This window comes from Dolomitihabitans soli (assembly GCF_022213955.1).
Classification (GTDB): domain Bacteria; phylum Actinomycetota; class Actinomycetes; order Streptosporangiales; family Streptosporangiaceae; genus Streptosporangium_A; species Streptosporangium_A soli.
Genome location: NZ_JAKNTW010000004.1, coordinates 142,271 through 161,903 on the forward strand (window position 1 = coordinate 142,271; position 19,633 = coordinate 161,903).

The 19,633-nt window shown below is 69.1% G+C and carries 20 protein-coding genes; 8 read left to right on the plus strand and 12 right to left on the minus strand.

The window, feature by feature from the left end; genetic code table 11:
• Positions 1-122 precede the first annotated feature (122 nt).
• Together MBA17_RS09990 and MBA17_RS09995 are read left to right on the plus strand one after the other, a co-directional pair.
• Positions 123-2,126, plus strand: coding sequence for a sensor histidine kinase (locus MBA17_RS09990; protein WP_238496038.1), 2,004 nt, complete (start codon positions 123-125; stop codon positions 2,124-2,126).
• Positions 2,114-2,764 carry a LuxR C-terminal-related transcriptional regulator gene (locus MBA17_RS09995; RefSeq protein ID WP_238496039.1) on the plus strand — a complete coding sequence of 217 codons (651 nt, stop codon included), beginning with the start codon at positions 2,114-2,116 and terminating at the stop codon, positions 2,762-2,764. Before MBA17_RS09990 ends, MBA17_RS09995 begins: the two co-directional genes overlap by 13 nt.
• Before the next feature lie 899 nt (positions 2,765-3,663).
• Here MBA17_RS09995 and MBA17_RS10000 read toward each other — a convergent pair.
• From MBA17_RS10000 to MBA17_RS10015, 4 genes are all read right to left on the minus strand, one after another.
• Positions 3,664-4,332 (minus strand): SDR family oxidoreductase, encoded by a 669-nt coding sequence (locus tag MBA17_RS10000; RefSeq protein ID WP_455432729.1) that lies wholly within the window; start codon positions 4,330-4,332, stop codon positions 3,664-3,666.
• 63 nt (positions 4,333-4,395) lie between these two features.
• Positions 4,396-5,070, minus strand: coding sequence for an alpha/beta fold hydrolase (locus MBA17_RS10005; protein WP_238496042.1), 675 nt, complete (start codon positions 5,068-5,070; stop codon positions 4,396-4,398).
• Positions 5,071-5,124: 54 nt separating this feature from the next.
• Positions 5,125-6,294 carry a YbfB/YjiJ family MFS transporter gene (locus MBA17_RS10010; protein WP_238496043.1) on the minus strand — a complete coding sequence of 390 codons (1,170 nt, stop codon included), beginning with the start codon at positions 6,292-6,294 and terminating at the stop codon, positions 5,125-5,127.
• A complete protein-coding gene (locus MBA17_RS10015; protein ID WP_274385226.1) occupies positions 6,291-7,121 on the minus strand; it encodes an alpha/beta hydrolase family protein in 831 nt (276 codons plus the stop codon). The genes MBA17_RS10010 and MBA17_RS10015 overlap by 4 nt, the downstream gene beginning before the upstream one ends.
• 79 nt (positions 7,122-7,200) lie before the next feature.
• On the opposite strand from MBA17_RS10015, the gene MBA17_RS10020 reads away from it, so the two are divergent.
• Positions 7,201-7,800 (plus strand): TetR/AcrR family transcriptional regulator, encoded by a 600-nt coding sequence (locus MBA17_RS10020; RefSeq protein WP_238496045.1) that lies wholly within the window; start codon positions 7,201-7,203, stop codon positions 7,798-7,800.
• Between the two features lie 275 nt (positions 7,801-8,075).
• Here MBA17_RS10020 and MBA17_RS10025 read toward each other — a convergent pair whose 3' ends face one another.
• From MBA17_RS10025 to MBA17_RS10035, 3 genes are all read right to left on the minus strand, one after another.
• Positions 8,076-8,309: an SDR family NAD(P)-dependent oxidoreductase gene (locus MBA17_RS10025; RefSeq protein WP_238496046.1), complete on the minus strand. Its 234-nt coding sequence runs from the start codon at positions 8,307-8,309 to the stop codon at positions 8,076-8,078.
• A gap of 505 nt (positions 8,310-8,814) precedes the next feature.
• Complete coding sequence (locus MBA17_RS10030) at positions 8,815-9,006, minus strand: ferredoxin (protein WP_238496047.1); 192 nt, start codon at positions 9,004-9,006, stop codon at positions 8,815-8,817.
• Between the two features lie 7 nt (positions 9,007-9,013).
• A complete protein-coding gene (locus MBA17_RS10035) occupies positions 9,014-10,222 on the minus strand; it encodes a cytochrome P450 (RefSeq protein WP_238496048.1) in 1,209 nt (402 codons plus the stop codon).
• Between the two features lie 103 nt (positions 10,223-10,325).
• Between MBA17_RS10035 and MBA17_RS10040 the strand changes: the two genes are divergently transcribed.
• Positions 10,326-10,988, plus strand: a complete 663-nt coding sequence (locus MBA17_RS10040; RefSeq protein WP_238496049.1) for a TetR/AcrR family transcriptional regulator — start codon at positions 10,326-10,328, stop codon at positions 10,986-10,988.
• 330 nt (positions 10,989-11,318) lie between these two features.
• Here MBA17_RS10040 and MBA17_RS10045 read toward each other — a convergent pair whose 3' ends face one another.
• Positions 11,319-12,062 carry a TetR/AcrR family transcriptional regulator gene (locus MBA17_RS10045; RefSeq protein ID WP_238496050.1) on the minus strand — a complete coding sequence of 248 codons (744 nt, stop codon included), beginning with the start codon at positions 12,060-12,062 and terminating at the stop codon, positions 11,319-11,321.
• Positions 12,063-12,188: 126 nt separating this feature from the next.
• On the opposite strand from MBA17_RS10045, the gene MBA17_RS10050 reads away from it, so the two are divergent.
• On the plus strand, positions 12,189-12,938 hold the full coding sequence (locus tag MBA17_RS10050) for an SDR family oxidoreductase (protein ID WP_238496051.1): 750 nt from the start codon (positions 12,189-12,191) through the stop codon (positions 12,936-12,938).
• Between the two features lie 115 nt (positions 12,939-13,053).
• Here MBA17_RS10050 and MBA17_RS10055 read toward each other — a convergent pair whose 3' ends face one another.
• Positions 13,054-14,052 (minus strand): ArsR/SmtB family transcription factor, encoded by a 999-nt coding sequence (locus MBA17_RS10055; RefSeq protein WP_238496052.1) that lies wholly within the window; start codon positions 14,050-14,052, stop codon positions 13,054-13,056.
• Between the two features lie 72 nt (positions 14,053-14,124).
• Here MBA17_RS10055 and MBA17_RS10060 point away from each other — a divergent pair, with 72 nt between their 5' ends.
• On the plus strand, positions 14,125-14,961 hold the full coding sequence (locus MBA17_RS10060; RefSeq protein ID WP_238496053.1) for an alpha/beta fold hydrolase: 837 nt from the start codon (positions 14,125-14,127) through the stop codon (positions 14,959-14,961).
• Here the strand turns inward: MBA17_RS10060 and MBA17_RS10065 are convergent.
• The 3 genes from MBA17_RS10065 to MBA17_RS10075 all read right to left on the minus strand — a co-directional run bounded on the left by MBA17_RS10065 (position 14,883) and on the right by MBA17_RS10075 (position 17,812).
• Positions 14,883-15,332: a hypothetical protein gene (locus tag MBA17_RS10065; protein ID WP_238496054.1), complete on the minus strand. Its 450-nt coding sequence runs from the start codon at positions 15,330-15,332 to the stop codon at positions 14,883-14,885. The two genes, MBA17_RS10060 and MBA17_RS10065, sit on opposite strands and share 79 nt — an antisense overlap.
• A gap of 383 nt (positions 15,333-15,715) precedes the next feature.
• Positions 15,716-16,903 carry a hypothetical protein gene (locus tag MBA17_RS10070; protein ID WP_238496055.1) on the minus strand — a complete coding sequence of 396 codons (1,188 nt, stop codon included), beginning with the start codon at positions 16,901-16,903 and terminating at the stop codon, positions 15,716-15,718.
• Between the two features lie 435 nt (positions 16,904-17,338).
• The gene (locus MBA17_RS10075; protein ID WP_238496056.1) at positions 17,339-17,812 is read right to left on the minus strand and encodes an RrF2 family transcriptional regulator; all 474 of its coding nucleotides are present in this window, start codon (positions 17,810-17,812) and stop codon (positions 17,339-17,341) included.
• A gap of 81 nt (positions 17,813-17,893) precedes the next feature.
• On the opposite strand from MBA17_RS10075, the gene MBA17_RS10080 reads away from it, so the two are divergent.
• Entirely contained in the window at positions 17,894-18,637 is a 744-nt protein-coding gene (locus MBA17_RS10080; protein ID WP_238496057.1) for an SDR family oxidoreductase, read from the plus strand.
• 63 nt (positions 18,638-18,700) lie between these two features.
• Positions 18,701-19,600 carry a class I SAM-dependent methyltransferase gene (locus MBA17_RS10085; RefSeq protein ID WP_238496058.1) on the plus strand — a complete coding sequence of 300 codons (900 nt, stop codon included), beginning with the start codon at positions 18,701-18,703 and terminating at the stop codon, positions 19,598-19,600.
• Positions 19,601-19,633 lie beyond the last annotated feature (33 nt).

A 19,633-nucleotide genomic window follows, 5' to 3' on the forward strand; every position in this document is an offset into this window, starting at 1 on the left:
TGGCCGTTGCTGGGGGGTCGTTCACGGGTGGTGGCCCGCCGATCGGGTCCGGGTTTTCCCGGAGTGCGGGCTCCTGGATGACGTGGTTGCCGCAAGCCGCGTACACACGCGACCATTCGGTCATGGCCATCGATGCCGGGCGGGCCGGCGTACTTCGCGTGTCGGGCTGGATCGCCGGTGTCCTGGGCGCGTTGCTCGGGATACTCGCCCTGTTGCTGGCCATGGCCAATGGTGTCGCCGGTGTCGTGTCGGCCGTGGGCGTGGCGGGCGGTTCCTGCGTCAGCGTGTTGTGCGCGGTCATCATCGATCACAAACCCGCCAATCGGGCCGCCTGGGCGCTGCTGGCAGGTGGGTGGCTGCTGGTCTCCGGCAGCCTCGCCTACACCTGGGCCGCTCTGCAGGCGCAGACGGGCTCCGTATCGCCTGCGGCCTTGGCGGCGGCTTTCGCCGTGGACACCCTGGCGGGGGAGGCGCTGCCGCTGTTCCTGCTGCTGTTTCCCACCGGCGACCTGCCCTCAAAGCGGTGGCGGCCCGTCCTTGCGCTCTACCTGGTCGGCTGGGCGGCAGCGGGTGCGGCCGCCGCCGTGGTGGTCTGGCCGTCGCGCGAGGCGGTCATCGCCGAGTACGTCGGCGGGCGCGTCGACACGCTGCCCCAGCGGCTGGCCGCGCCGGAGGCGGTCAGCGCCGCGGCCGACCTGTTCGGCATGCTGTTCCTGCTCGTGGGTATCGCCGCGGTGGTGCTGCGTCTGCGCCGGGCCCGGGGAATCGAACGCACGCAGCTGTTGTGGGCGGCATGGGGCCTGGGCATCACGGTAACGATCATGATGGCGGCCGCTCTGGTGTCGGGACCGGTAAAAACGGTCCTGGCGGTGCTCGCGCCTTTGCCGTTCTACGCCGCCATCACCGTGGCCATGCGCCGCCACCAGTTGTTCGACGTACAACGGTTGATCAGCCGTACGGTCACCTACACCGCCATCACCGCGCTGCTGCTCGGCCTCTACACCCTGGTGGCGGTCGGGGTGGGCGCCATCACCGGGCAGCTGCGCTCCAGCTCCTCGATTGCCGTGGCGGCGGCGACCCTCGCGGTCGCAGCGGTGTTCCGCCCGGCCCTGCGTCTCGTGCGCGCGTTCGTGGACCGGCGCTTTGACCGGCGTACTTGGCTTGCCGTGCAGACCCTGGACGACTTCACGGGGCGGCTTCGCGCGGGCGCCGCCGCCCCGGCCGACCTGCTCGCCGCGTTACGCAAGGCCGTCGACGACCCCACGGTGCGCGTGGCCTGCGTTGACGACGGACAACTGATCGACCTGGACGGCAGCCCCGCCGACCTCGGCGATCCACAGCCTGGACGAGTGCGCAGGCAGGTGACCGCCGGGGGTTCGGTCGTGGCGATGGTCGAGCTTGACGCACGGCTCGCCGACGAGCCGCGCCTGGTCGAGGCCGCGCTGGCCGCCGCCGCTCTCCCGCTGGAGAACGCCGCCCTGCACGCCCGCGCCGCCGTCAGACTGGCCGATGTGCGCGCCTCACGCAGCCGTATCGTGGCCGCCGAAGACTCCCAACGGCGGCGCATCGAACGGGATCTGCACGACGGCGCCCAGCAGCGCCTGGTCGCGCTGGCCCTGCAGCTGCGCATCGCGCAACGCGAGCTGACCTCCACGAGTCACCGTGCCGCCACGGTGCTCGGCGAGGCGGTGGAGGAGTTACGCGCCACCGTCGATGAGCTGCGGGAGCTCACGCGCGGCATCCTGCCGCCCGTCCTCACCGACGAAGGGCTCGCCGTCGCGCTACGAACCGCCGCGGCCCGGCTACCACTCCGGGTGACCCTCGATGTCTCCGCGGAGCGCTTCCCGCCCACGATCGAGGCGACCTGCTGGTACGTGGCCTGCGAAGCCCTGGCCAACGCCGTCAAACACGCCTCGGCCGCCACGATCCAGCTCAGCCTGCGCCGCGCCGGCGACACCATCGTCTTGGACGTGCGCGATGACGGCGGGGGCGGCGCCGCGGTGGTGTCGGGCGGCGGGCTGCAGGGACTCAGCGACCGCGTGGCCGCCGTCGGTGGCCGGTTTGACGTGATCAGCCCGCAAGGGGCGGGCACACGAATCAAGGTGGAGCTGCCATGCGCGCCGTAATCGCCGACGACAGTGTTCTCCTGCGCGAAGGCATCGCCGGCCTGCTCGCCAACGCGGGCTTCGAGGTCGTCGCCACCGTCGGCACCGCCGACGCGCTCCTGCAAGCGGTCGGCGCCCACGAGCCCGACATCGCCATCGTCGACATCAGGATGCCGCCCACCCACACCGACGAAGGGCTGCGCGCGGCCATCCAGCTCCGTCACGATCACCCCGAACTGGCGATCCTGCTGCTGTCACAGTGGGTCCACGCAGGACAAGCCCTTGACCTGTTCCGCAACGGCGCGCGGCTCGGCTATCTCCTCAAGGACCGCGTCATCGACGTCGACGACTTCCTCGAGGCGCTGCGCCGCCTCGCCAAGGGCGGCACCGTCCTCGACCCCGACGTCGTCACCGCCCTGGTCGACGGGGTCAACCCTGGCCAGGGTGCGCTGCGGCGCCTCACCGACAGGGAGAGCCAAGTCCTGGCCCTCATGGCCGAAGGCCGCTCCAACAACGCCATCGCCGAACGGCTCTACCTCGGCCGTAAGACCGTCGAAACGCATGTCAACGCCATCTTCACCAAACTCGGCCTTGACCCCGCCAGCGACGACAACCGCCGCGTACTCGCCGTCCTCACCTGGCTACGCGCCGAACAATGAACGGGCCGGTGGACAAAGGCCAGGCTCTCCCGAGTTCCACCGTGGGGGGTCGTCCATGGCATCCAACCGGTCATGCGAAGTACGCCGGCCCGCCCGGCGTCGACGGCCATGACGGCTCTCCGCTCCCGAACATGCCCCCAGCCGCCAGGTAGGTCTTGATCGTGCTGTGGGGTCTTCGCTGGGGCGTCGGGATTAGACGGTTTCCCGACAGGCCGCAGACCGGCCCCAGAAAACCAGACAGCGAGGGATGAAATACCACGCTCGGCGGCCAATGTCGAGCGCTGATTGACGACAGGATTTTCCGACAGATAGAACGGGGCTCCGTCCTCCCCCCAGGAGCGCCAGTGCGGATCGTCTACTCCCGCTCGTCCACCGCGACCCAGTCCCTGCTCCGGCAACGGCACATCCTCACCGAGGCCGGGCTGCTGGTCCGAACCGAAGGCGTCGCCGAGGGCTTCCACCCGGCCGAAGGAGTGCTGCTGTTCGAGGATCCGGCCATCACCTCCAAGACCCCCGCACTGGAGCGGCCCGCGTTCGGTCGCATCGCCGCCGCGGCGCACCCCGGCGACACCTGTTGGTCACGGGCCGTCGCCGTGCCGATCGCGGCGGCAAGACCACGTAGCAGGCAGTACCTCATCGGATCCATGACTGGGAGGTTTCTGCATGACCGCGAGCGTCACCGGCGGACCCGCCGGCCGAGCTTGGCCGCCCGCCCCACTCACCCTGCCCGCGCATCTGCGGAAGCAGGAGCCGATCACGAAGGGGCGGCGCACGGCCTGGTGCTGGGGATGCTCGCCGGGCCGCTGCCCGGCATCTACGACCCCACCGGCCCGGGCCGCATCCTGTTCGGCTTCTTAGGTCGGGTCGCCCGGAGATGCGACTCCCCCGGGCGACCCGACCTAAAGGGAATTGACTTGAACCCAAGGGTCAGGGGCGGTCCCGTCGGTGGTGTCGAGGGGCCGCGTCATCATGGCCTGTCCGGACGTCCGGTCGCCGTCCACCGTGATTTCCGCACCGGTCATATACGAAGCCGCGTCAGAGATGAGGAAGGACACTGCCTCGCCGATCTCCTCCGGGGCGCCGATCCGGCCCAGCGGGGCCGACGGGAAGTTGCCCTCTCCCAGCTGCGCGTCACGCTCCATGGTCATCGGGGTGTAGATCACGCCCGGGTTCACGGCGTTGACTCGAATCCGATGGCGGCCCATTTCCGTCGCGGCGATCTTGGTCGGGCCGCGGACGCCCCACTTGGACGCCCCGTACCCCGCGACCCCAGGAAGCCCGATCAGTCCTGCAATGGAGGCGATGCTGACGATCGAGCCGCCGCCGGCCGCCCGCATCGCTTCGATGACCGCCTTCAGCCCGAGGAACACCCCGATCAGGTTGACTTTCAGCACCCGTTCGAACTGCTCCAGCGTCTCGCTCTCGAGAGGTGCCCCCACGGCGATCCCGGCGTTGTTGACCAGGCCGTCCACCCGGCCGTAGCGTGAAAATGTGAGACGCGGAGGTTGGTTTGCAAGGTGAGCACGGCAGCGGGGTGTTGGCAGCAACCGAACGCTCGTCGGCGTCAAGGCTGTTCGTTGCCCCGTTGTAACGGCCCCGCTACGCCGGTCTGAGCTGCCGATCCTTGGCGATCACCGACATTCTGCGGCGTCAAAAAGAATCTTCAGCAGGTCCTGCGATGCATCCCGCATGAGGTTGTGCCCGCTGTCCAGCGCGTGCGTCGCCCACGAGGAGTCCTCGCGTAGCCGCTGGTATACAGGGGTGAAGGGGGACTCGCCGTCCCACGCCGCCGCGTATACGTAGACCAGGCGCCGGATCTGTGCGAGATTGCCGGTGAGCCGGAGCGGCTGGAGCAGCGAGGCGAGCGGGTGGGGCGTGGCCCGGGCGTCGAAGAACGGCAGTGGTCGCACCGCGTACCCGCTCTCCACCACGTCCGCGTACCACTGCCGTTCTCGATCAGAGACCAGGCTCCAGCAGGAGTCACCGTTCTCCGGCACCATGGCGTCCAGGTACACCATGGCGGTCACGCGGTCGGGCATGCGGTCGGCGACCCCCGTGATCACCATTCCCCCGTAGCTGTGGCCGACCAGCACGGCGTCGTGGATGTTCTCGGCTTCCAGGACACCGGTCACGTCCTGGATGTGCGTGTCGAGGTTCACGGTGCCCTGCAGCAGGTGGGCGCGTTCGCTGAGCCCGGTCAGCGTCAGCGGGTAGACGCGGTCTCCGTGGTCGCGGAGCGGTTGGGTGAGTCCGTCGAAACACCAGCCACCGTGGCACATGCCGGGGATGAGGAGGTAGGTGGCCATTGCCGTGCTCCTTATCGTTTGTTGGACATTGGTCTCTTGGTGCGGGCGCCCGGGTCAGGCGTTCGTCTCGATGACACTCGGCTGGGACGCTGCGGAGAGGCGCGAGCGGCCCGCGATCGTGGCGATCAGAGCCGCCGCGGCGCACAGGGCCGCGGTCCACGCCAGGGTCGCGTTGGTCGAGGTGTGATCGGCGAGCAGTCCGGCTAGCCAGGGGCCGGCCGTCTGGCCGGCCGCGAACAGCATGGTGAAGACCGCCAGCGTGGCGGTCCAGTCGGCGGGTAGGGTGTTCGCCCTGATGAGCGTGGTGACGGCGGCGGGGACGCCCATGAACGTCGCCCCGTAGACGACCGCGGAGGCGAGGATGACCGGGGGTGCAGGCGCGGCCAGGGCCAGCGCCGCGCCGCCGGCCAGCAGGCCGAGCAGGATGGTCAGGGCCCGGGTGCCCGGCCAGCGTGCGATCGGGCGGCTCCACAACGCGGGTGCCGCCACGACGGCCAGTCCCAGAGCTGTCCAAGTCAGCACCACCTGCCCGAGCGGGGCGTGCCGATCGGCGAGGTAGGCGGACAGGAACGTGATGTAGGTGATGTACCCGGCGGCGAACAGCAGGTAGGCCAAGGCGATCCCCCACAGCGGGCGCACATGCGCCCGGCCGGCGCCGACGGCCGTCGCTTCCTCACGGGTATGGGCTGCGCGCCAGCTGATCAGCGTTGCCAGAGCGGCGGCGACGCTCAGGCCAAGCCAGGCAGGGCGCCAGTGCTCGGCCAGCGGCGGGATGGTGACGCCGCTGAAGACGATACCCAAGCCAGTGCCCGCGAAATAGATGGTGATGGGCGAGTCGGAGGCTGCGCGCATGGCTATGCGCGATGCGATCACACCACCGGTGATGAACACCGCGGCTCCCGCCACCCCGGCCGCGGCTCGCGTGGCCAGCAGCGCCAGGATGTGGTCGCTGGCGGCGGTGGCGGCCAGCGACACCGCGATGAGGATCATGCCCCAGCGGAAGGTGGCGGCGGCGCCCATCCGGCGGACGGCGACGGCGGTCAGCAGCGCGCCGAGCAGGTAGCCGAGCCCGTTGGCGGTGCTCATCGTCCCGGCTTCGGACAAGGTCCAGTGCAGATCGTCACGCATGGCCGGCAGGAGCAGCCCGTAGGCGAAGCGGGCCAGCCCGAGCGCCGAAGCGGTGCCGAGAGCCAACCGCAGCGCCTGCCACTGCGCCTGCCTCATGGGCACCGTGCCAGGAAGCTCAAGATCGTACGTGCCAGGGTCACGCGATGGTCTGACAACGCGTGGTCGGTCGCGAAGAGATGATGTTCGAGGTATCCGACGGGCTGCGCCTGGTACGCCGTGACGACCGGTTCGTGATGCACGTCATACGGGGTGACGGTGTCGAGGCCCGTGCCGATCAGGAGCACCGAGCGCTCCGCCAGCAGCGGCGCGAGCCCGGCCAGCCGCCACGAGTCGCCGGCCGCCTCCATCTCGCTGACCAGCGCCTCCCCGCTGGTGCCCCGGAGGGGACCCAGTTCGCCGGTGAACGCCTCGACATAACTCGCTCGGACACTCGGGTTGGCACGGCAGAGCGCCGCTACCGTACCGAAGTCGAACCCAGCCACCGAGGCGACCGCGGCGACGGACGGTTCGGTCGCCGCGGTCATCAACGCGGCGAAGCCGCCCATGCTATGGCCGATCAGCACCAACCGCCGCGGATCAAGCCGGTGGGCGGCTGCAAGCTCCTCATCGCGCAGGCCGGCTACGACTGCTGCCGTGTCCTCCAGCACGTGGCCCCACGACCACGAGCCGCCGACGCCCCACGAACCGCGATAGTGGAACACCAAGGACGCGTAGCCCGCACGGCGCAGCACTTGTGCGAGATCGAAATTGCGTTCGTTGCCGGGGAATCCGTGCAGCAGCACGACGACAGGGTGCGGCCCTCGGCCTGCAGGCACGTGCAACACACCGAGCAAGGACGCGCCCCCGCTGTCGAACGTCAGCGCCGGTGTGGTGGCCGGAAAGTCAGGGTCGCCCGGCGGGTCTGCGACCAACGAGTCAAACATGAAAGAACTCCCGAGATCGAACCGATCGGTATGATCAGACACGTTAGCATCGGATCGGACCGAGCGGTACCATCTATGCATGCCAGTCGCCAAAGGCTCGACGATCGACCCCGCACGCACCCGCGCCACCATCGTCGAAGCAGCCACCGCGGTGCTGTACGAGCGCGGGCTCGACGGCATCGGCGTCGCCGAGCTGTGCACCCGCATCGGCGTGTCGAAGGAGACGCTCTACCGGCACTTCGGCACCAAGGAGGGCCTAGTCGAGGTCATGCTCCGGCAGCGCAGTGAGCGGGTCACGCAATGGCTGACCGCGGCCGTCGAAGCCGCTGGCGACGACCCCCGCGACCAGCTCGCCGCCGTGTTCGACGCCCTCCAGCTGTGGTACGACGATCCGGTCTTCCGCGGCTGCGCGATGCTGAACGCGGCCGCTCAGCACCACGTCGAGCCCGTACGCACCATCACCGTGCGCCATCTTGACGGCTACCTCGAGCTGCTGACCGGCATCGCCGAGGGCGCCGGAGCCGCCAATCCACCAGTCCTGGGGCGGCAGCTGTTGATGCTGGTCGAGGGCGCGACCGTCGTCGCCGCGCACCACGACAGCGTCGGCGCGGGTGAGCATGCCCGCCAAGCCGCACTGATCTTGCTGTCCGCCGCCTCCGCAGCCAGCCCTTGTGGCTAGGAGCGTCTTGCGAGGGCCTGCCTGCCACACTGGCGACAGCCGGTCGCCCCTGCCGGCGACCGCGCATAACTCTTAACTGCCGGCGAGTTTCGTGAGCGGAGCGGGAACACTCCGAACGGGATCATCGGGGTCATGTGAGGCCCCCGCCTCGAACCCGCGACCACCCACCACACCCGAGAACCCCAGGCCCCGCCAAGGCGGGGCCTGACTTTTGCCGTCAAGAGATCTTGTCTGGCCAAATAGCTCGGAGATTCCCGGCCATATACCGCCGGAACTTACACGTAGCGCTCGACGGTCGCCTCCACCACGCTCTTCCAGTCATCCTCGCTGGTCACATCGTGGCGGAGGAACAGGCCCCGGATCTCGGAGACGGTCTTCGCACCCTGTTCGTCGAACAGGTCGGTGACCACCACCTTGGCTCTGTCCCGAGCCATGCGGGTGGCCACGGCCGCACCGATCCCGCGGGCGCCACCCGTCACGATCACTACCTTGTCCTGCGGACCAGACATGCTCGTCCCTTCCTGTTGTTCGTCGATTCGTTGAGCTGAGTCTCGGAGAACGCGGCGGTCAGGCGTTCCAGACGCCGGTGGCCGCGGTTTCGCGGGCGTAGTCGGAGAAATCGGGGTGCCCTTGACCAACGTGACACCAGCCGCCAAACAGGTCCTGAGCTGCGCAATCAGCTTCCCGCTTCCAGCTCTGCTCGCACCGTTCGCCGTTCGACGGCAGGGCGGCTCGTTGGCCGTCGGGCAGGTCGCGTCGGCGATCTCGCGGTATCCGCAGCCGACCGCCAGTACCTGGATGAGCTTGTCGAACACGACCTGGTCGGCGACTGGTCGCCGGTGGCGACCCAGCGGGTGGTCGGGGTGGTAGCCGGCGGGGCGGTCGGGCGGCAGCGCGGTGAACCGGTCCCGCAGCGGGTTGGTGAGCCACGATGGCAGGGCAGGTGCAGGTTCTCCTGGTGAGGAGGAAGCGTCGAGAACTTCCAGATCATCGAGGCTCGTGCCTGCTCTTTGCTTACCTGATGTCGAGCGCCCCGCTGGGGCACAGCCGGACGGCCTCGGCCGCGGTCTCGCGCAGCTCCTCGGGAGGGTCCGGCAGGAGTACCGCGACCAGTCCGTCATCGTCCTCCTGGTCGAAGACCCCCGGCGCGGTGAGCGCGCACATGCCGGCGCTGATGCAGACGGTGGTGTCGGCGGTGATCCGCATGCTCCACCTACCAGGTGACGGGCAGTTCGTGGATGCCGTAAGCGAGATTGCCGTGCTTGTAGGGCAGCTCGTCCACCGGCACGGCGACCCGCAGGGTGGGGATGCGCCTGAACAGGGTGGAGAACACGACCTCCAGCTCCGCCCGGGCGAGGTTCTGCCCGAGGCACTGGTGCACGCCGTAGCCGAAGGCGACGTGGTGCCGGTTGCCGCGGTGAACGTCGAGCCGCTCGGGCTCGGGGAACGCTGCGGGGTCCCAGTCGGCCGCGGCCAGCAGGGCGATGACTCCCTCGCCGGCGCGGATCCGGGTGCCGCTGAGCTCGGTGTCCTCGGCCGCGATCCGGGTGGTGACGAGGTCGGCGATGCTGAGGTAGCGCAGCAGTTCTTCGATGATGTCGGGTAGCAGTTCGGGGTTCTCCCGCAGGGCGGCGAGCTGGTCGGGGTGCTCCAGCAGCGCCACGGTGCCCAGCGAGATCATGTTCGCCGTGGTCTCGTGGCCCGCGTTGAGCAGCATCAGGCACATCATGAGCAGCTCATCCCGGCGGAGCTCGCCGGCGGGCTCCAGGTGCTCGGTGACCAGCTTGCTCAGCAGTTCGTCGCCGGGCTCCTGCTGCTTGCGGGTGATCAGGCCGTCCATATAGGCGCGCAGCTCACCCAACGCGGCCGCGAACTGCTCCGCGGTGCTCTCCCCTGACACGCCGACCTTGCTCCTGCTCTGGAAGAACTCGTGGTCGTCGTAGGGCACACCGAGCAACTGACAGATCACCAGCGACGACACGGGGAGCGCGAACGCCTCGACCAGGTCCACCGGCGGGGTCCTGGCGAGCAGGTCGTCGAGCAGCCGGTTCACCGTGGCCTGGATGCCGGGCCGCATCGTCTTGATGCGTTTGAGGGTGAACTCCTGGATGAGCATGCGCCGGTAGAAGCTGTGCTGCGGCGGGTCCATGCGGATGAACGGCGGGCGCTGCAGGACCTGTGCCTGCCCTGGCAGGAGCGTGGGGAAGCCGGGGCGGGTGCCGTCGGCACTGAACACCGCGCTGCTCAGCACGGTCCGGACATCCTCATACCGGGTCACCAGCCAGGCGGTGCCGCCGGTGGGCAGCCGCGCCTTGGAGACGGGTTCCTCGGCGCGCAGCCGGCCGTACTCCGGCGGTGGGGCGAACGGGCACTGCCTCGGGAGCGGAAAGCTCCGGCTCTCAGGAGTCGTGGTCTGGGACATCAGCCTCTCCCTAATAAGTGGAGGATAACCCTTCGTTTGCTGCTGAGGGTAAGCTAGCACAACCGAAGGGGCTCCCTCCACATCTCAAGGAGATGGGTACCGGTTGACCGAGAACACGACCCGACTGCGGGCGGACGCCCGTCGCAACCGCGAGCAGATCATCATCACGGCCCGCGAGGTCTTCCTCGAGCAGGGCATCCACGCGCCGCTGGAGGAGATCGCCCGCCGCGCCGGCATCGGCATCGCCACCCTCTACCGCCGGTTCCCCGACCGCCACACGCTCGTCCAGCAGGTCGCCCTGGACAACCTGACCCTGGTCGGTGAGGAGTTGGACCGCGCCACCGCCGCGCACCCCGACGCCTGGGGCGCGCTAACGCAGCTCATACGCCGCCTCGTGGAGTTGCGGCTCAACGTCATCATGCCGGTGCTGCTCCCCGGCCTGGAGGAGGACGCGCGCAGCGAGGGGGGAACGCTGAAGACGCGACGCAACCAGCTCTACGAGCAGATGGAACAGCTCACCCGCGCCGCCCAGCGGGACGGGCAGCTCCGCCAAGGCATCAACCCCATCGACATCTGGCTCGGCGTCATCAAGCTGTCCCGCCCGCTGCCCGTCATCGGCGCCGAGCTGAACGAGCTGATCACCGACCAGCAACTGGAGCTGCTCCTCGGCAGCCTCCACGCCACGGCGCTGGACGCCTCCGAGCCGCTGCGCCGGCAGCCGCTGACCCTCGACGACCTGGACCGCCACCTCAAAATGGCGGAGTAGCCGGCTCGACGTCCGCCGCGGCCAAAGCGATGCTCTGCCCCGCTTGCTCATGGGCAACACCTGGTTCCTGCGGCGCATGTCGAAGAGCAAGCCGCTCCGCATGCGCAACGAAGACCTTGCCGCCTCCGAACCGGCCACCACGACCTGAAGAGGTATCAGAGGACCTCGGGCACGTGCCAGCCGTGCTCGGCCGCTGAGGCCGGCTGGCCAAGCTGTGCAGGCCGGGACGTCAGGCGACGGCAGTGACTCAGAACCAGCAAGTGGTGCCCGAGCGCCGGTGCCCCAACCCACGACGACTTGTTGAAGAGATCGGAAGCGAGTCCATCTCGATCAACGAGAGATGTCTGATGTGATGTGCGCGCCGATCCCGTTGAGCACGCGATCCAGCCCGTACTGGAAGCGCTCCGCGGGAGGGAGGTGCGCGGTGCGGGATTCCAACAGGGAGCGGTTGAACAGCGGATGGGCGCCCGATTCGACGACCTGTCGCACGTACGGCCCGATGTAGTCCCGCTTCCATCGTTCCGGATCCAAGCCGGTACGGCGGGCCTCCTCCAGCCAGCCGATCTCGCGGCGGATCGCGCCGTGAACATAGTCGCTCAGCATGCCGACGAAGCCAGTGATGTCGTCGATGTCCAGGCCGCGCCGGTCGAGTGCGCTGAGCGCGAACTCGTGCACGCGCAGCAGTTGGGGGCCCAGGGTCGGACGGCTCGTGAGCAGCGCGATCAGCCAGGAATGGCGTAGGCCCGCGGCACGGATCTGGTGGGCGACCAGCGAGAGATCGGCGCGCCAGTCGCCGGACGTGCCGTCCGGGAGCTCGATCTCGCCCATCACCATGTCGATCATGAGGTCGAACAGGTCATCGCGTTTCGGTACGTACCGGTAGAGCGACATGGCGCCGGTGCCCAGCTCGCACGCGATCCGGCGCATGGTTGCGGCCTCCACGCCTTCGGCGTCGGCGATCTGGACCGCCGTCCGGGTGACCTGCTCGCGGCTGTAGCCGGGCCGTCGCCCAGGCCCGGAACGCTCCTGGCGTTCCGGGAGCATCCAGATGCTGGTCGGTTCCTCGTCGGGCATCTGCACCCCCTCTGTTTGCGTACATCGTACCTGAATGGCTATGGTTCATTTCGAGTACGCAGTACGCGAATTGGGGACGTGTGGACCGAGCCCAAGGCCACCACCGTTTAACAGAAAGACGTGATCATGACGACTTTGACCGGCAAGACAGCGCTGGTGACCGGCGCGAGCAGGGGAATCGGCCGGGCCATCGCCACCCGGCTGGCGCGACAGGGCGCCCGCGTCGCCGTGCACTACGGCAGCAACCACACGGCCGCCAAAGACACGGTCGCGGCCATCGAAACGGCAGGCGGGCAGGCCTTCGCCGTCCAGGCCGAGCTGGGCGTGCCCGGAGACGCCGAAGCACTGTGGGCCGCGTTCGACGCGCACGCCGACGGCCTGGACGTCCTGGTCAACAACGCGGGAATCCTCGGCGGCCAGGCCGAGATCGCGGGCGTTACCAGGGAGGGCTTCGAGCGGCTGTTCGCGGTCAACAGCACAGCCCCGTTCTTCATCACCCAGCTCGGCCTGCCGCGGCTGCGAGACGGCGGCCGGATCATCACGATCGGCACGATGCTGACGCGAGGCATGGCCATGCCCTCGGCGATCGACTACGCCATGTCCAAGGCGGCACTCGACGTGCTCACCTCGACACTCGCCAAGCAACTGGGCTCGCGCGGCATCACCGTCAACACCGTGGCGCCCGGGGTCATCGACACCGACATGCACCAGGGCCGCCTGGTCGGCGAGGCGCTGGCCTGGCTGTCATCCCTGTCGCCGCTGGGCCGGCTGGGCACGCCGGAGGACGTCGCCGACACGGTGGCCTTCCTGGCCTCGGACGACAGCCGGTACGTGACCGGGCACCACCTGGACGTCTCCGGCGGGACGCTCGTGTAGCCGGCGCGCCGCCAGGAGAATCGGGCACGCGTCAGGAGCGGCGGCAACACCGGAGGCGTCCTACCGACCGGCTGCCCGACGTCGGTGACCTCGTGTCACAGGGGATTGCCCAGAGCTACTTTGGGGCTGGGGTCACGTACGGAGAAGACCCCCGGGCTGAGGTGCCCAACAGCTGGGCCGCTCGTTCCGTGCGCAGGTGAAGCGCCGTCCGGCCGTTGCGTCGCGTCGATACCAGACCCGCCCCTCGCAGTGCGCCCAGGTGCTGCGAGACCGCGCTCGGGGTGATGCCCAGGCGGGTCGCCAGGGCCGCGGTCGTCAAAGGTTCGGCCAAGGCGACGAGCAGCGCCGTCCTCGTACGGCCCAGCACCGAGGCCAGGCCCGCCGGCGCCGGCGGGGGCGCCTCCCAGAGCAGGCCGACGCCCACCGCCGGATAGCGGATCGACGCGGCCGCGACCGGGGACTTGTCGACGCCCACGTTCGGCCAGTTGAAGACGCTGGGCAGCAGGACCAGTCCATGTCCACCGGGGTCCACCGTGTAGACGGCATGAGGGGTGCGCCGGCCGTGCACCACCAACTGGCCGCCGTCCCAGGCGATATCCCGGTGCAGCTCGGCGAACAGCGCCTGCACTCCGCCGTCCACCAGGGTGAGCGCCCGCTTGGCCAGGTCGGCGTCCAGCACCGAGCGCATCCGGCCCCACTGCGGGGCGATCAGCAGCTCGTGGCAGCGGTGGAGCGCCTGCGCCAGTCGCGGCAGCACCGCTGCCGGCTCGGGAACCTCCTCGGCGGGTACGCCGAGGACCGCGCCGTACTCGCGCCGGTAGAAGTCCTCCCCCGTGGCCCGCAGCAGGTCCAGCTCCGTCGTCATCGAAGGCAGCCGCTCCTCCGGCGCCGGGAACAGAAACGACGGCATCGGTCCGGCGATCAGTGCCCGCAGCAGCGGCAGCTCACGCTCGTCCGCAAGCAGCGGCCGCGCCCTGCGCACCCACGGCCGGTGCACCGCATGCCCACCCGTGCCCAACAGGATCCGGAGCGCGAGCACCGTCTCCCCCAGCGGCGAGACGGCGAATCGCACCTTGGCGACCGCCGCCGCGGTGAACCTGATCTCGACCGCCATCCGTGCCGCCCCATCATGTAGCTGTGGCTAAACGATAGCCGTCGCAGCGTCGTCACCCCCAGGCTGCCTGGCATGGGATTCTTCACCTCTTACGACGGCACCAAGCTGGCCTACCACGTGTCCGGGGACGGTCCACCGGTGGTCTGCCTGCCCGGCGGGCCGACGGCCTCCACCTACCTCGGCGACCTGGGCGGCCTGTCCGCGCACCGGCAGTTGATCATGCTGGACCCGCGGGGCACCGGCCAATCCGCGACACCCGAGGACACCGCGTCCTATCGTTGTGACCGGCTCATCGATGATGTGGAGGCGCTGCGCGCGCACCTGAGCCTGGACCGGATGGACCTGCTCGCGCACTGCGCCGGCGCGAACCTGGCCGCGCAGTATGCGGCCCGCCACGCGCAGCGCGTCAGCAGACTCGCGCTGATCACGCCGAGTGTCCGGGCCGTCGGCATCGCGATCACAGGCGACCTCCGGCGCGAGACGGCTCAGCTGCGCCGAGACGAGTCGTGGTTCCCGGAGGCGTTCGCGGCCCTCGAAGCGATCACGACTGGCAGGGCCACGAACGACAGCCGGCAGGCCATCGCGCCGTTCTCCTACGGCCGCTGGGACGAGACGGCGCAGGCCCATCAGGCGGCTGATGCGCGACAGCAGAACACGGAGGTCATGGCGGCCTTCGGCGCCCAAGGCGCCTTCGACCCGGACGCCACACGAACCGCGCTCGCCGGCTTCGCGGCGCCCGTACTGCTACTCGCCGGGGAGGTCGATCTGGGAGCACCTCCTCCCACGATTGCCGAGTACGCCGCGCTGTTCCCGGCCGCCGAACTCGTCATTCAGGCCCGAGCCGGACACTTCCCCTGGCTCGACGACGCCGACCGATTCGTGTCCACCGTCGCGGCGTTCCTGAAGTAGGCGTTTCCTGAAGTAGGACACAACCCGGTCGCCGTGACAGCCGGGCTGAGATCTCTTCTCCGAGGCGGACGTGGCGTGGGGCCCAGCGCGTAGAACGGGCCGGTCTCCACGACGTCGACCTCGATGGGGTCTCTGCCGACGTACACACGGCGGGGCAGCAGGAAACTCGGCGGGAGGAACCTTTCGGACACCTTGCGGTGCACGTAGACCACCACGGCGGGTTCGTCGGTGCGCATCCCGCCGGCCGTCCGCCGGCCGTAGGCGACCCCCGCGACGTTGACGTCGTCGAGAATGTTGGCCAGCGCTCCCCGCCGTACGGACCGGGACAGCGAGAGGCCCCGGAGGTCCCTGTCGTCGCCGGGGCCGGTCATCGCCCTCCCCCGACTCGGCACGGAACGGCCCCGTCACCAGCAGGCGCACCGGCACCCCTTCGATGGTCATCGGTTCGGAGCGCTCGGGGCCGCGCTCGAGGTAGACGGTGATGACATACGGCCCATCCGGATCGGGCCTGCCCACGCCGAGGCCTGCGGCGGAGAAGCGGTCGATGATCGCTTCACGATGTGCCGCGACGACTTGCCGTACCTCCTCCAGCGAGTAGGGGTCGGCCATTGGCACCGCTCCTGCGAACCGTGGACGCTCGATGTTCGCGATGCGTATACCCATTGAGTACGCTTGACTACCGTATGTACACACCATCGGCTCGCCAAGCATCGCCGATGCCGTGTCGCACGGCCTTCCAGCGGAGCACCTGGGACTATGTCAGCTGTCCCTGACCAACAACGCGGTAAACGCGTCCGCGCACGCCGAACTCCGACGTGTCGCCGCCGGACTCGCTGTCATCGTGCCAGGTGACGATGGCGAACTCGCCTTCGCCCTCACCGAAGGCCGTGGCGGCGGCGGTGCCCGACCGGACCTCGGCCGGGGACTCGCTGGCCCGGACCTCCTGACCGACCGCTCCCTGGCTATCGGAGAAAATCTTGGCCTTGACGTGCGGGACCGTGGCGAAGGTCTCCGCGCTCTTCTCCACCCAGGCCACCAGGAAGCGCCCACTCGGCAGGGGCGCGAGAGCCGGTGCCGAGCAGTTGATCCCCTGTGCGTCGCTGGCGAACAGCGAGATGTTCGCGAAGGCGCCGCCGGGCTCGTACACCCTCCATTCCACGTTGCTCCTGGAGACGCCGATGCCGCTGGTTCCCAGTGCGCGTACGTGAGCGATGACGAACCGTCCGTTGTCGAGAAGGTTGAGGGCCTTCTGACCACCGAACCCGGACAGGTTCGGGGTGACCTCCCCGGTCACCGGCGATCCCTGAAGATCGAAGATGCGCAGGGTGAGTCGCCCCCCTCCGGGCGGGTCGGGGTCGCTTCTCCACACGACCACGTAGTTCCCGTTGACCAGTCGCCTCACCAGCGGCTCCTGGTGGAACCCTTGGGTGGTGTTGACGGTGAACTCGGAGCCGGTCTTCGTGCCGTCGAAGCCGAATCGCTGGGCACGGATCCGCTTATCCTGTCGTGCGTCGGTCCACGTGACGAGAAAGCCCCCGTCGATCATATTGGTGACGGAGGGCCGATTCTTCGGGTCGATGTCGGTGGTGCTCACCTGCGTCTCGGGCCCGACCTTGTCCGCGCTGGTGTTGAATCTCTGCAGTTTCACATGCGGGAGCGGGCCCGGCGGGTTGACGGCGGATTCGATCCACACCACGACGGGGCCTGAGCCCGCGATGTTCACCGCCGGCATCTTCCTGGTGATGTTCGATCCCACCGGGGTCGGCTTGTTGACGATGAATTCCTGGCCGGATACCGGGCCGTTCGCCCGGACTACACGGCCTTTGATGGTGGCGTCGCTGCTGTCGGCCCACGCTACGAAGAATCGTGTGCCCTGCATCGGTGCCACGGCGGGCTGCATTTGCGTGCGTATCGTTGTCGTATTGACCAGGAGCTCGGTCATGGTGCCACTCTCCTTCGGTTTCACCTTTCGGCGTGCACCCCACCGCGCCCCCGGGCCGGCGCCAATCCCTGGGCAGGCCCGCTACCTCCATGGTTTCGTCCGCGAATGCAGGCGACTAGTGGTACATGCAAGGGCGCGTCCGATTTTGTGCAGGTTTGGCAGCAGGAGAGGCGGCTGTTGAAATGTGTCAGCGGACAGGAAGATCGCCCCAGGGGCGGACAGCAAGGCCTGATGAGCTCTCCTGGTGTCGGCCGCGGTCTGCGCCATCGCCTGTCCGTGTTCGCTCTCGCGCGCCGTGAGGAGACGACTGGATGACGCCGGACCAAGGCCAATGGGTCATGCCGTGCTCAGTTCGGCGGCGCCCCTCTTCGCCTCCGACCATCTGACCGAAGATGCCCGAAACGTCGGCAGGTGAGCAGCGGACAGCGGCGGGCGTCAGCGCGTGCCCGCGAGGCGTGATCGGGTGCGGGCCGGTGCCGACGGAGGCAGCGCGGCGAGGATGTCGGCGAGCGAGACCCCGGCGAGACTGTGCCGCCACGCGTCGTGCGCCTCGCCCATCTTCTCCGCGAGGATGCAGGTGCGCCGGCAATCCTCGGGCGGCAGCGCCCCCCTTCCCTGCTGGCGTATCTCGCGGCACTCATACGGCGAGGACGTGCCGTTGACCGCCTCGACGATCTGCAGAAGCGTGATCTCGGAGACGGGCCGCGCGAGCCGGAAACCTCCCCGCGGGCCCGTGGTCGCGGCCAGCACGCCGGCTCTGACGAGCGCCTGCAACTGCTTGGCGAGATAGGCCGCCGGGAGATCGTAGTACTGCGCGAGCTGCGCCGCCGACGCGGTGCTTCCCGGATCGAGCTGTGCCAGCGTCGTGGCGCAGTGCAGAACCCATTCGGTACTCACAGGCAGTTTCACCGCACCAGCCTATCGCAGACATTGCAGACCTTTTTTGTCCGTGATAGCGTCCCGTGCACCAGCAAGAGAGAAGAGATCATCATGCGGATCGCAGTCGCAGGCGCGACCGGGAACATCGGGGCCCTCACCGTCGCCGCCCTCGAACGAGACGGGCACGACGTGGTGCGCATCAGCCGCTCACTCGGCACGGACCTGTCCACCGGCGACGGGCTCGACGACGCCCTGGCGGGTGTCGAAGTCGTCGTCGACGCCACCAACGGGCCGTCGACCGACCGAGCCGAGACCGTCGCGTACTTCAGCACCGCCACCGGGAACCTGCTCGCCGCCGAGAAGCGAGCCGGCGTCCGTCACCACGTGCTGCTCTCGATCACCGCGATCGCCAGGGTCGAAGGCAACGCGCACTACGCCGGCAAGCGGGAGCAGGAGCGCCTGGTGGCCGCCGGCCCGGTGCCGTGGAGCATCGTCCCGGCCACCCAGTTCCACGACTTCGCCGCGATGGTGGCGAGCTGGACCGAGCAGGACGGCGTCGCCACCATCGCCCCGCTGCTCGTGCAGCCGATCGCACCCGCGGACGTGGCCGACATCCTCGCCGAGATCGCGGCGGGCGCGCCGCAGGGCCGCCACGTCGACGTCGCCGGGCCCGAGCCTCACGACCTCGTCGACATGGCCCGGCGCACCAACGAGGCACGCGGCCGCACGGTGAAGCTGGTGCCGACGTGGACGGCGTTGTTCGGCACGGCGATGGCCGGCAACGTGCTGCTGCCCGGCGACGACGCCCGCATCGCGCCGACCACCTTCGACGAGTGGCTCGCCGGACAGCGATGAGGCCGCAGGCGCAAGGAGTTATTCGGTGGCGCTCGCGGATTCTTCGTCATTAGTCTGACGCCGGTGATCTATGAGCATCCGCTGGCCTACCTGCTCGGCCTTGAAGGCATCGCCCTGTTGCGTTCCTTCACCGGAGAGCACGACCGCGAGTTCGTCGACGCGCGCATCGCCGAGATCCGAAGGCTGCTCGACGACGAGTCCCTGGCGAGCGCGGCAGTGGAGGTCGCTCGCGTGGACACGGTCGAGGGTTACCGAATCTGGTCGGCCAGCTACGGCGCCGCCAACTCGGCGTTCGACTTCGACGAGCCCACGGTCAAGGAGATCGTCGACACCCTGTCGGCGGGCGTCGCCCTGGACGCCGCGTGCGGCACCGGCCGGTTCGCGGCCTACCTGGCCGAGCGCGGCCATCGGATCCTCGGCGTGGACAGCTCCCCCGACATGCTCGCGCGGGCACACGAACGGGTGCCGCAGGGCGAATTCCTCCTCGGCGACCTGCGTCACCTGCCGATTCCCGACGACGCCGTGGACTTGGTCGTCTGCTCCCTGGCACTGACGCATGTGCCCGAACTCGACCCGGTGATCGCCGAGTTCGCCAGGGTGTTGCGGCCGGGCGGACACCTGGTGATCTCAGATATCCACCCTGAAGGGGTGGCCCGGGGCGTGGTTCCGCCCGTACGCCGGCCGGACGGGCAACCTGGACGCCTGGCCACCTATCGCCACTTGATCGGGGACTACGTGCGCGCCGCCCTTCCGGTGGGCCTGCAGGTACGCCGATGCGAGGAACCCCGCCCGCCGACGGCGGAACACTCCGAGCCGGTGGACACACCGAGTGCGTCCGAGACGATCGGCCCCTGGGACCTTTGGCCGTGGTGCCTGGCCGCCCTGGCGCCCGAGGCGGCGAGAGCGGCCAACGCCAGCGTCCCGGTGATGGTCATCTGGCACTTCCAGCTTGCTGGGTATTAGGTTCCGTGATGATAAAGATCATTTTGCGCCAAG

Excerpts from the sequence above, each read along its gene's own strand:
- MBA17_RS10015 (WP_274385226.1), bottom strand. The coding sequence starts at position 7,121 with ATGTTTGACTCGTTGGTCGCAGACCCGCCGGGCGACCCTGACTTTCCG.
- MBA17_RS10080 (WP_238496057.1), top strand. The coding sequence starts at position 17,894 with ATGCGGATCGCAGTCGCAGGCGCGACCGGGAACATCGGGGCCCTCACC.
- MBA17_RS10020 (WP_238496045.1), top strand. The coding sequence starts at position 7,201 with ATGCCAGTCGCCAAAGGCTCGACGATCGACCCCGCACGCACCCGCGCC.
- MBA17_RS10005 (WP_238496042.1), bottom strand. The coding sequence starts at position 5,070 with ATGGCCACCTACCTCCTCATCCCCGGCATGTGCCACGGTGGCTGGTGT.
- MBA17_RS10065 (WP_238496054.1), bottom strand. The coding sequence starts at position 15,332 with ATGACCGGCCCCGGCGACGACAGGGACCTCCGGGGCCTCTCGCTGTCC.
- MBA17_RS10030 (WP_238496047.1), bottom strand. The coding sequence starts at position 9,006 with ATGCGGATCACCGCCGACACCACCGTCTGCATCAGCGCCGGCATGTGC.
- MBA17_RS10055 (WP_238496052.1), bottom strand. The coding sequence starts at position 14,052 with ATGGCGGTCGAGATCAGGTTCACCGCGGCGGCGGTCGCCAAGGTGCGA.
- MBA17_RS10070 (WP_238496055.1), bottom strand. The coding sequence starts at position 16,903 with ATGACCGAGCTCCTGGTCAATACGACAACGATACGCACGCAAATGCAG.
- MBA17_RS09990 (WP_238496038.1), top strand. The coding sequence starts at position 123 with ATGGCCATCGATGCCGGGCGGGCCGGCGTACTTCGCGTGTCGGGCTGG.
- MBA17_RS10050 (WP_238496051.1), top strand. The coding sequence starts at position 12,189 with ATGACGACTTTGACCGGCAAGACAGCGCTGGTGACCGGCGCGAGCAGG.
- MBA17_RS10045 (WP_238496050.1), bottom strand. The coding sequence starts at position 12,062 with ATGCCCGACGAGGAACCGACCAGCATCTGGATGCTCCCGGAACGCCAG.
- MBA17_RS09995 (WP_238496039.1), top strand. The coding sequence starts at position 2,114 with ATGCGCGCCGTAATCGCCGACGACAGTGTTCTCCTGCGCGAAGGCATC.
- MBA17_RS10010 (WP_238496043.1), bottom strand. The coding sequence starts at position 6,294 with ATGAGGCAGGCGCAGTGGCAGGCGCTGCGGTTGGCTCTCGGCACCGCT.
- MBA17_RS10025 (WP_238496046.1), bottom strand. The coding sequence starts at position 8,309 with ATGTCTGGTCCGCAGGACAAGGTAGTGATCGTGACGGGTGGCGCCCGC.
- MBA17_RS10035 (WP_238496048.1), bottom strand. The coding sequence starts at position 10,222 with ATGTCCCAGACCACGACTCCTGAGAGCCGGAGCTTTCCGCTCCCGAGG.
- MBA17_RS10060 (WP_238496053.1), top strand. The coding sequence starts at position 14,125 with ATGGGATTCTTCACCTCTTACGACGGCACCAAGCTGGCCTACCACGTG.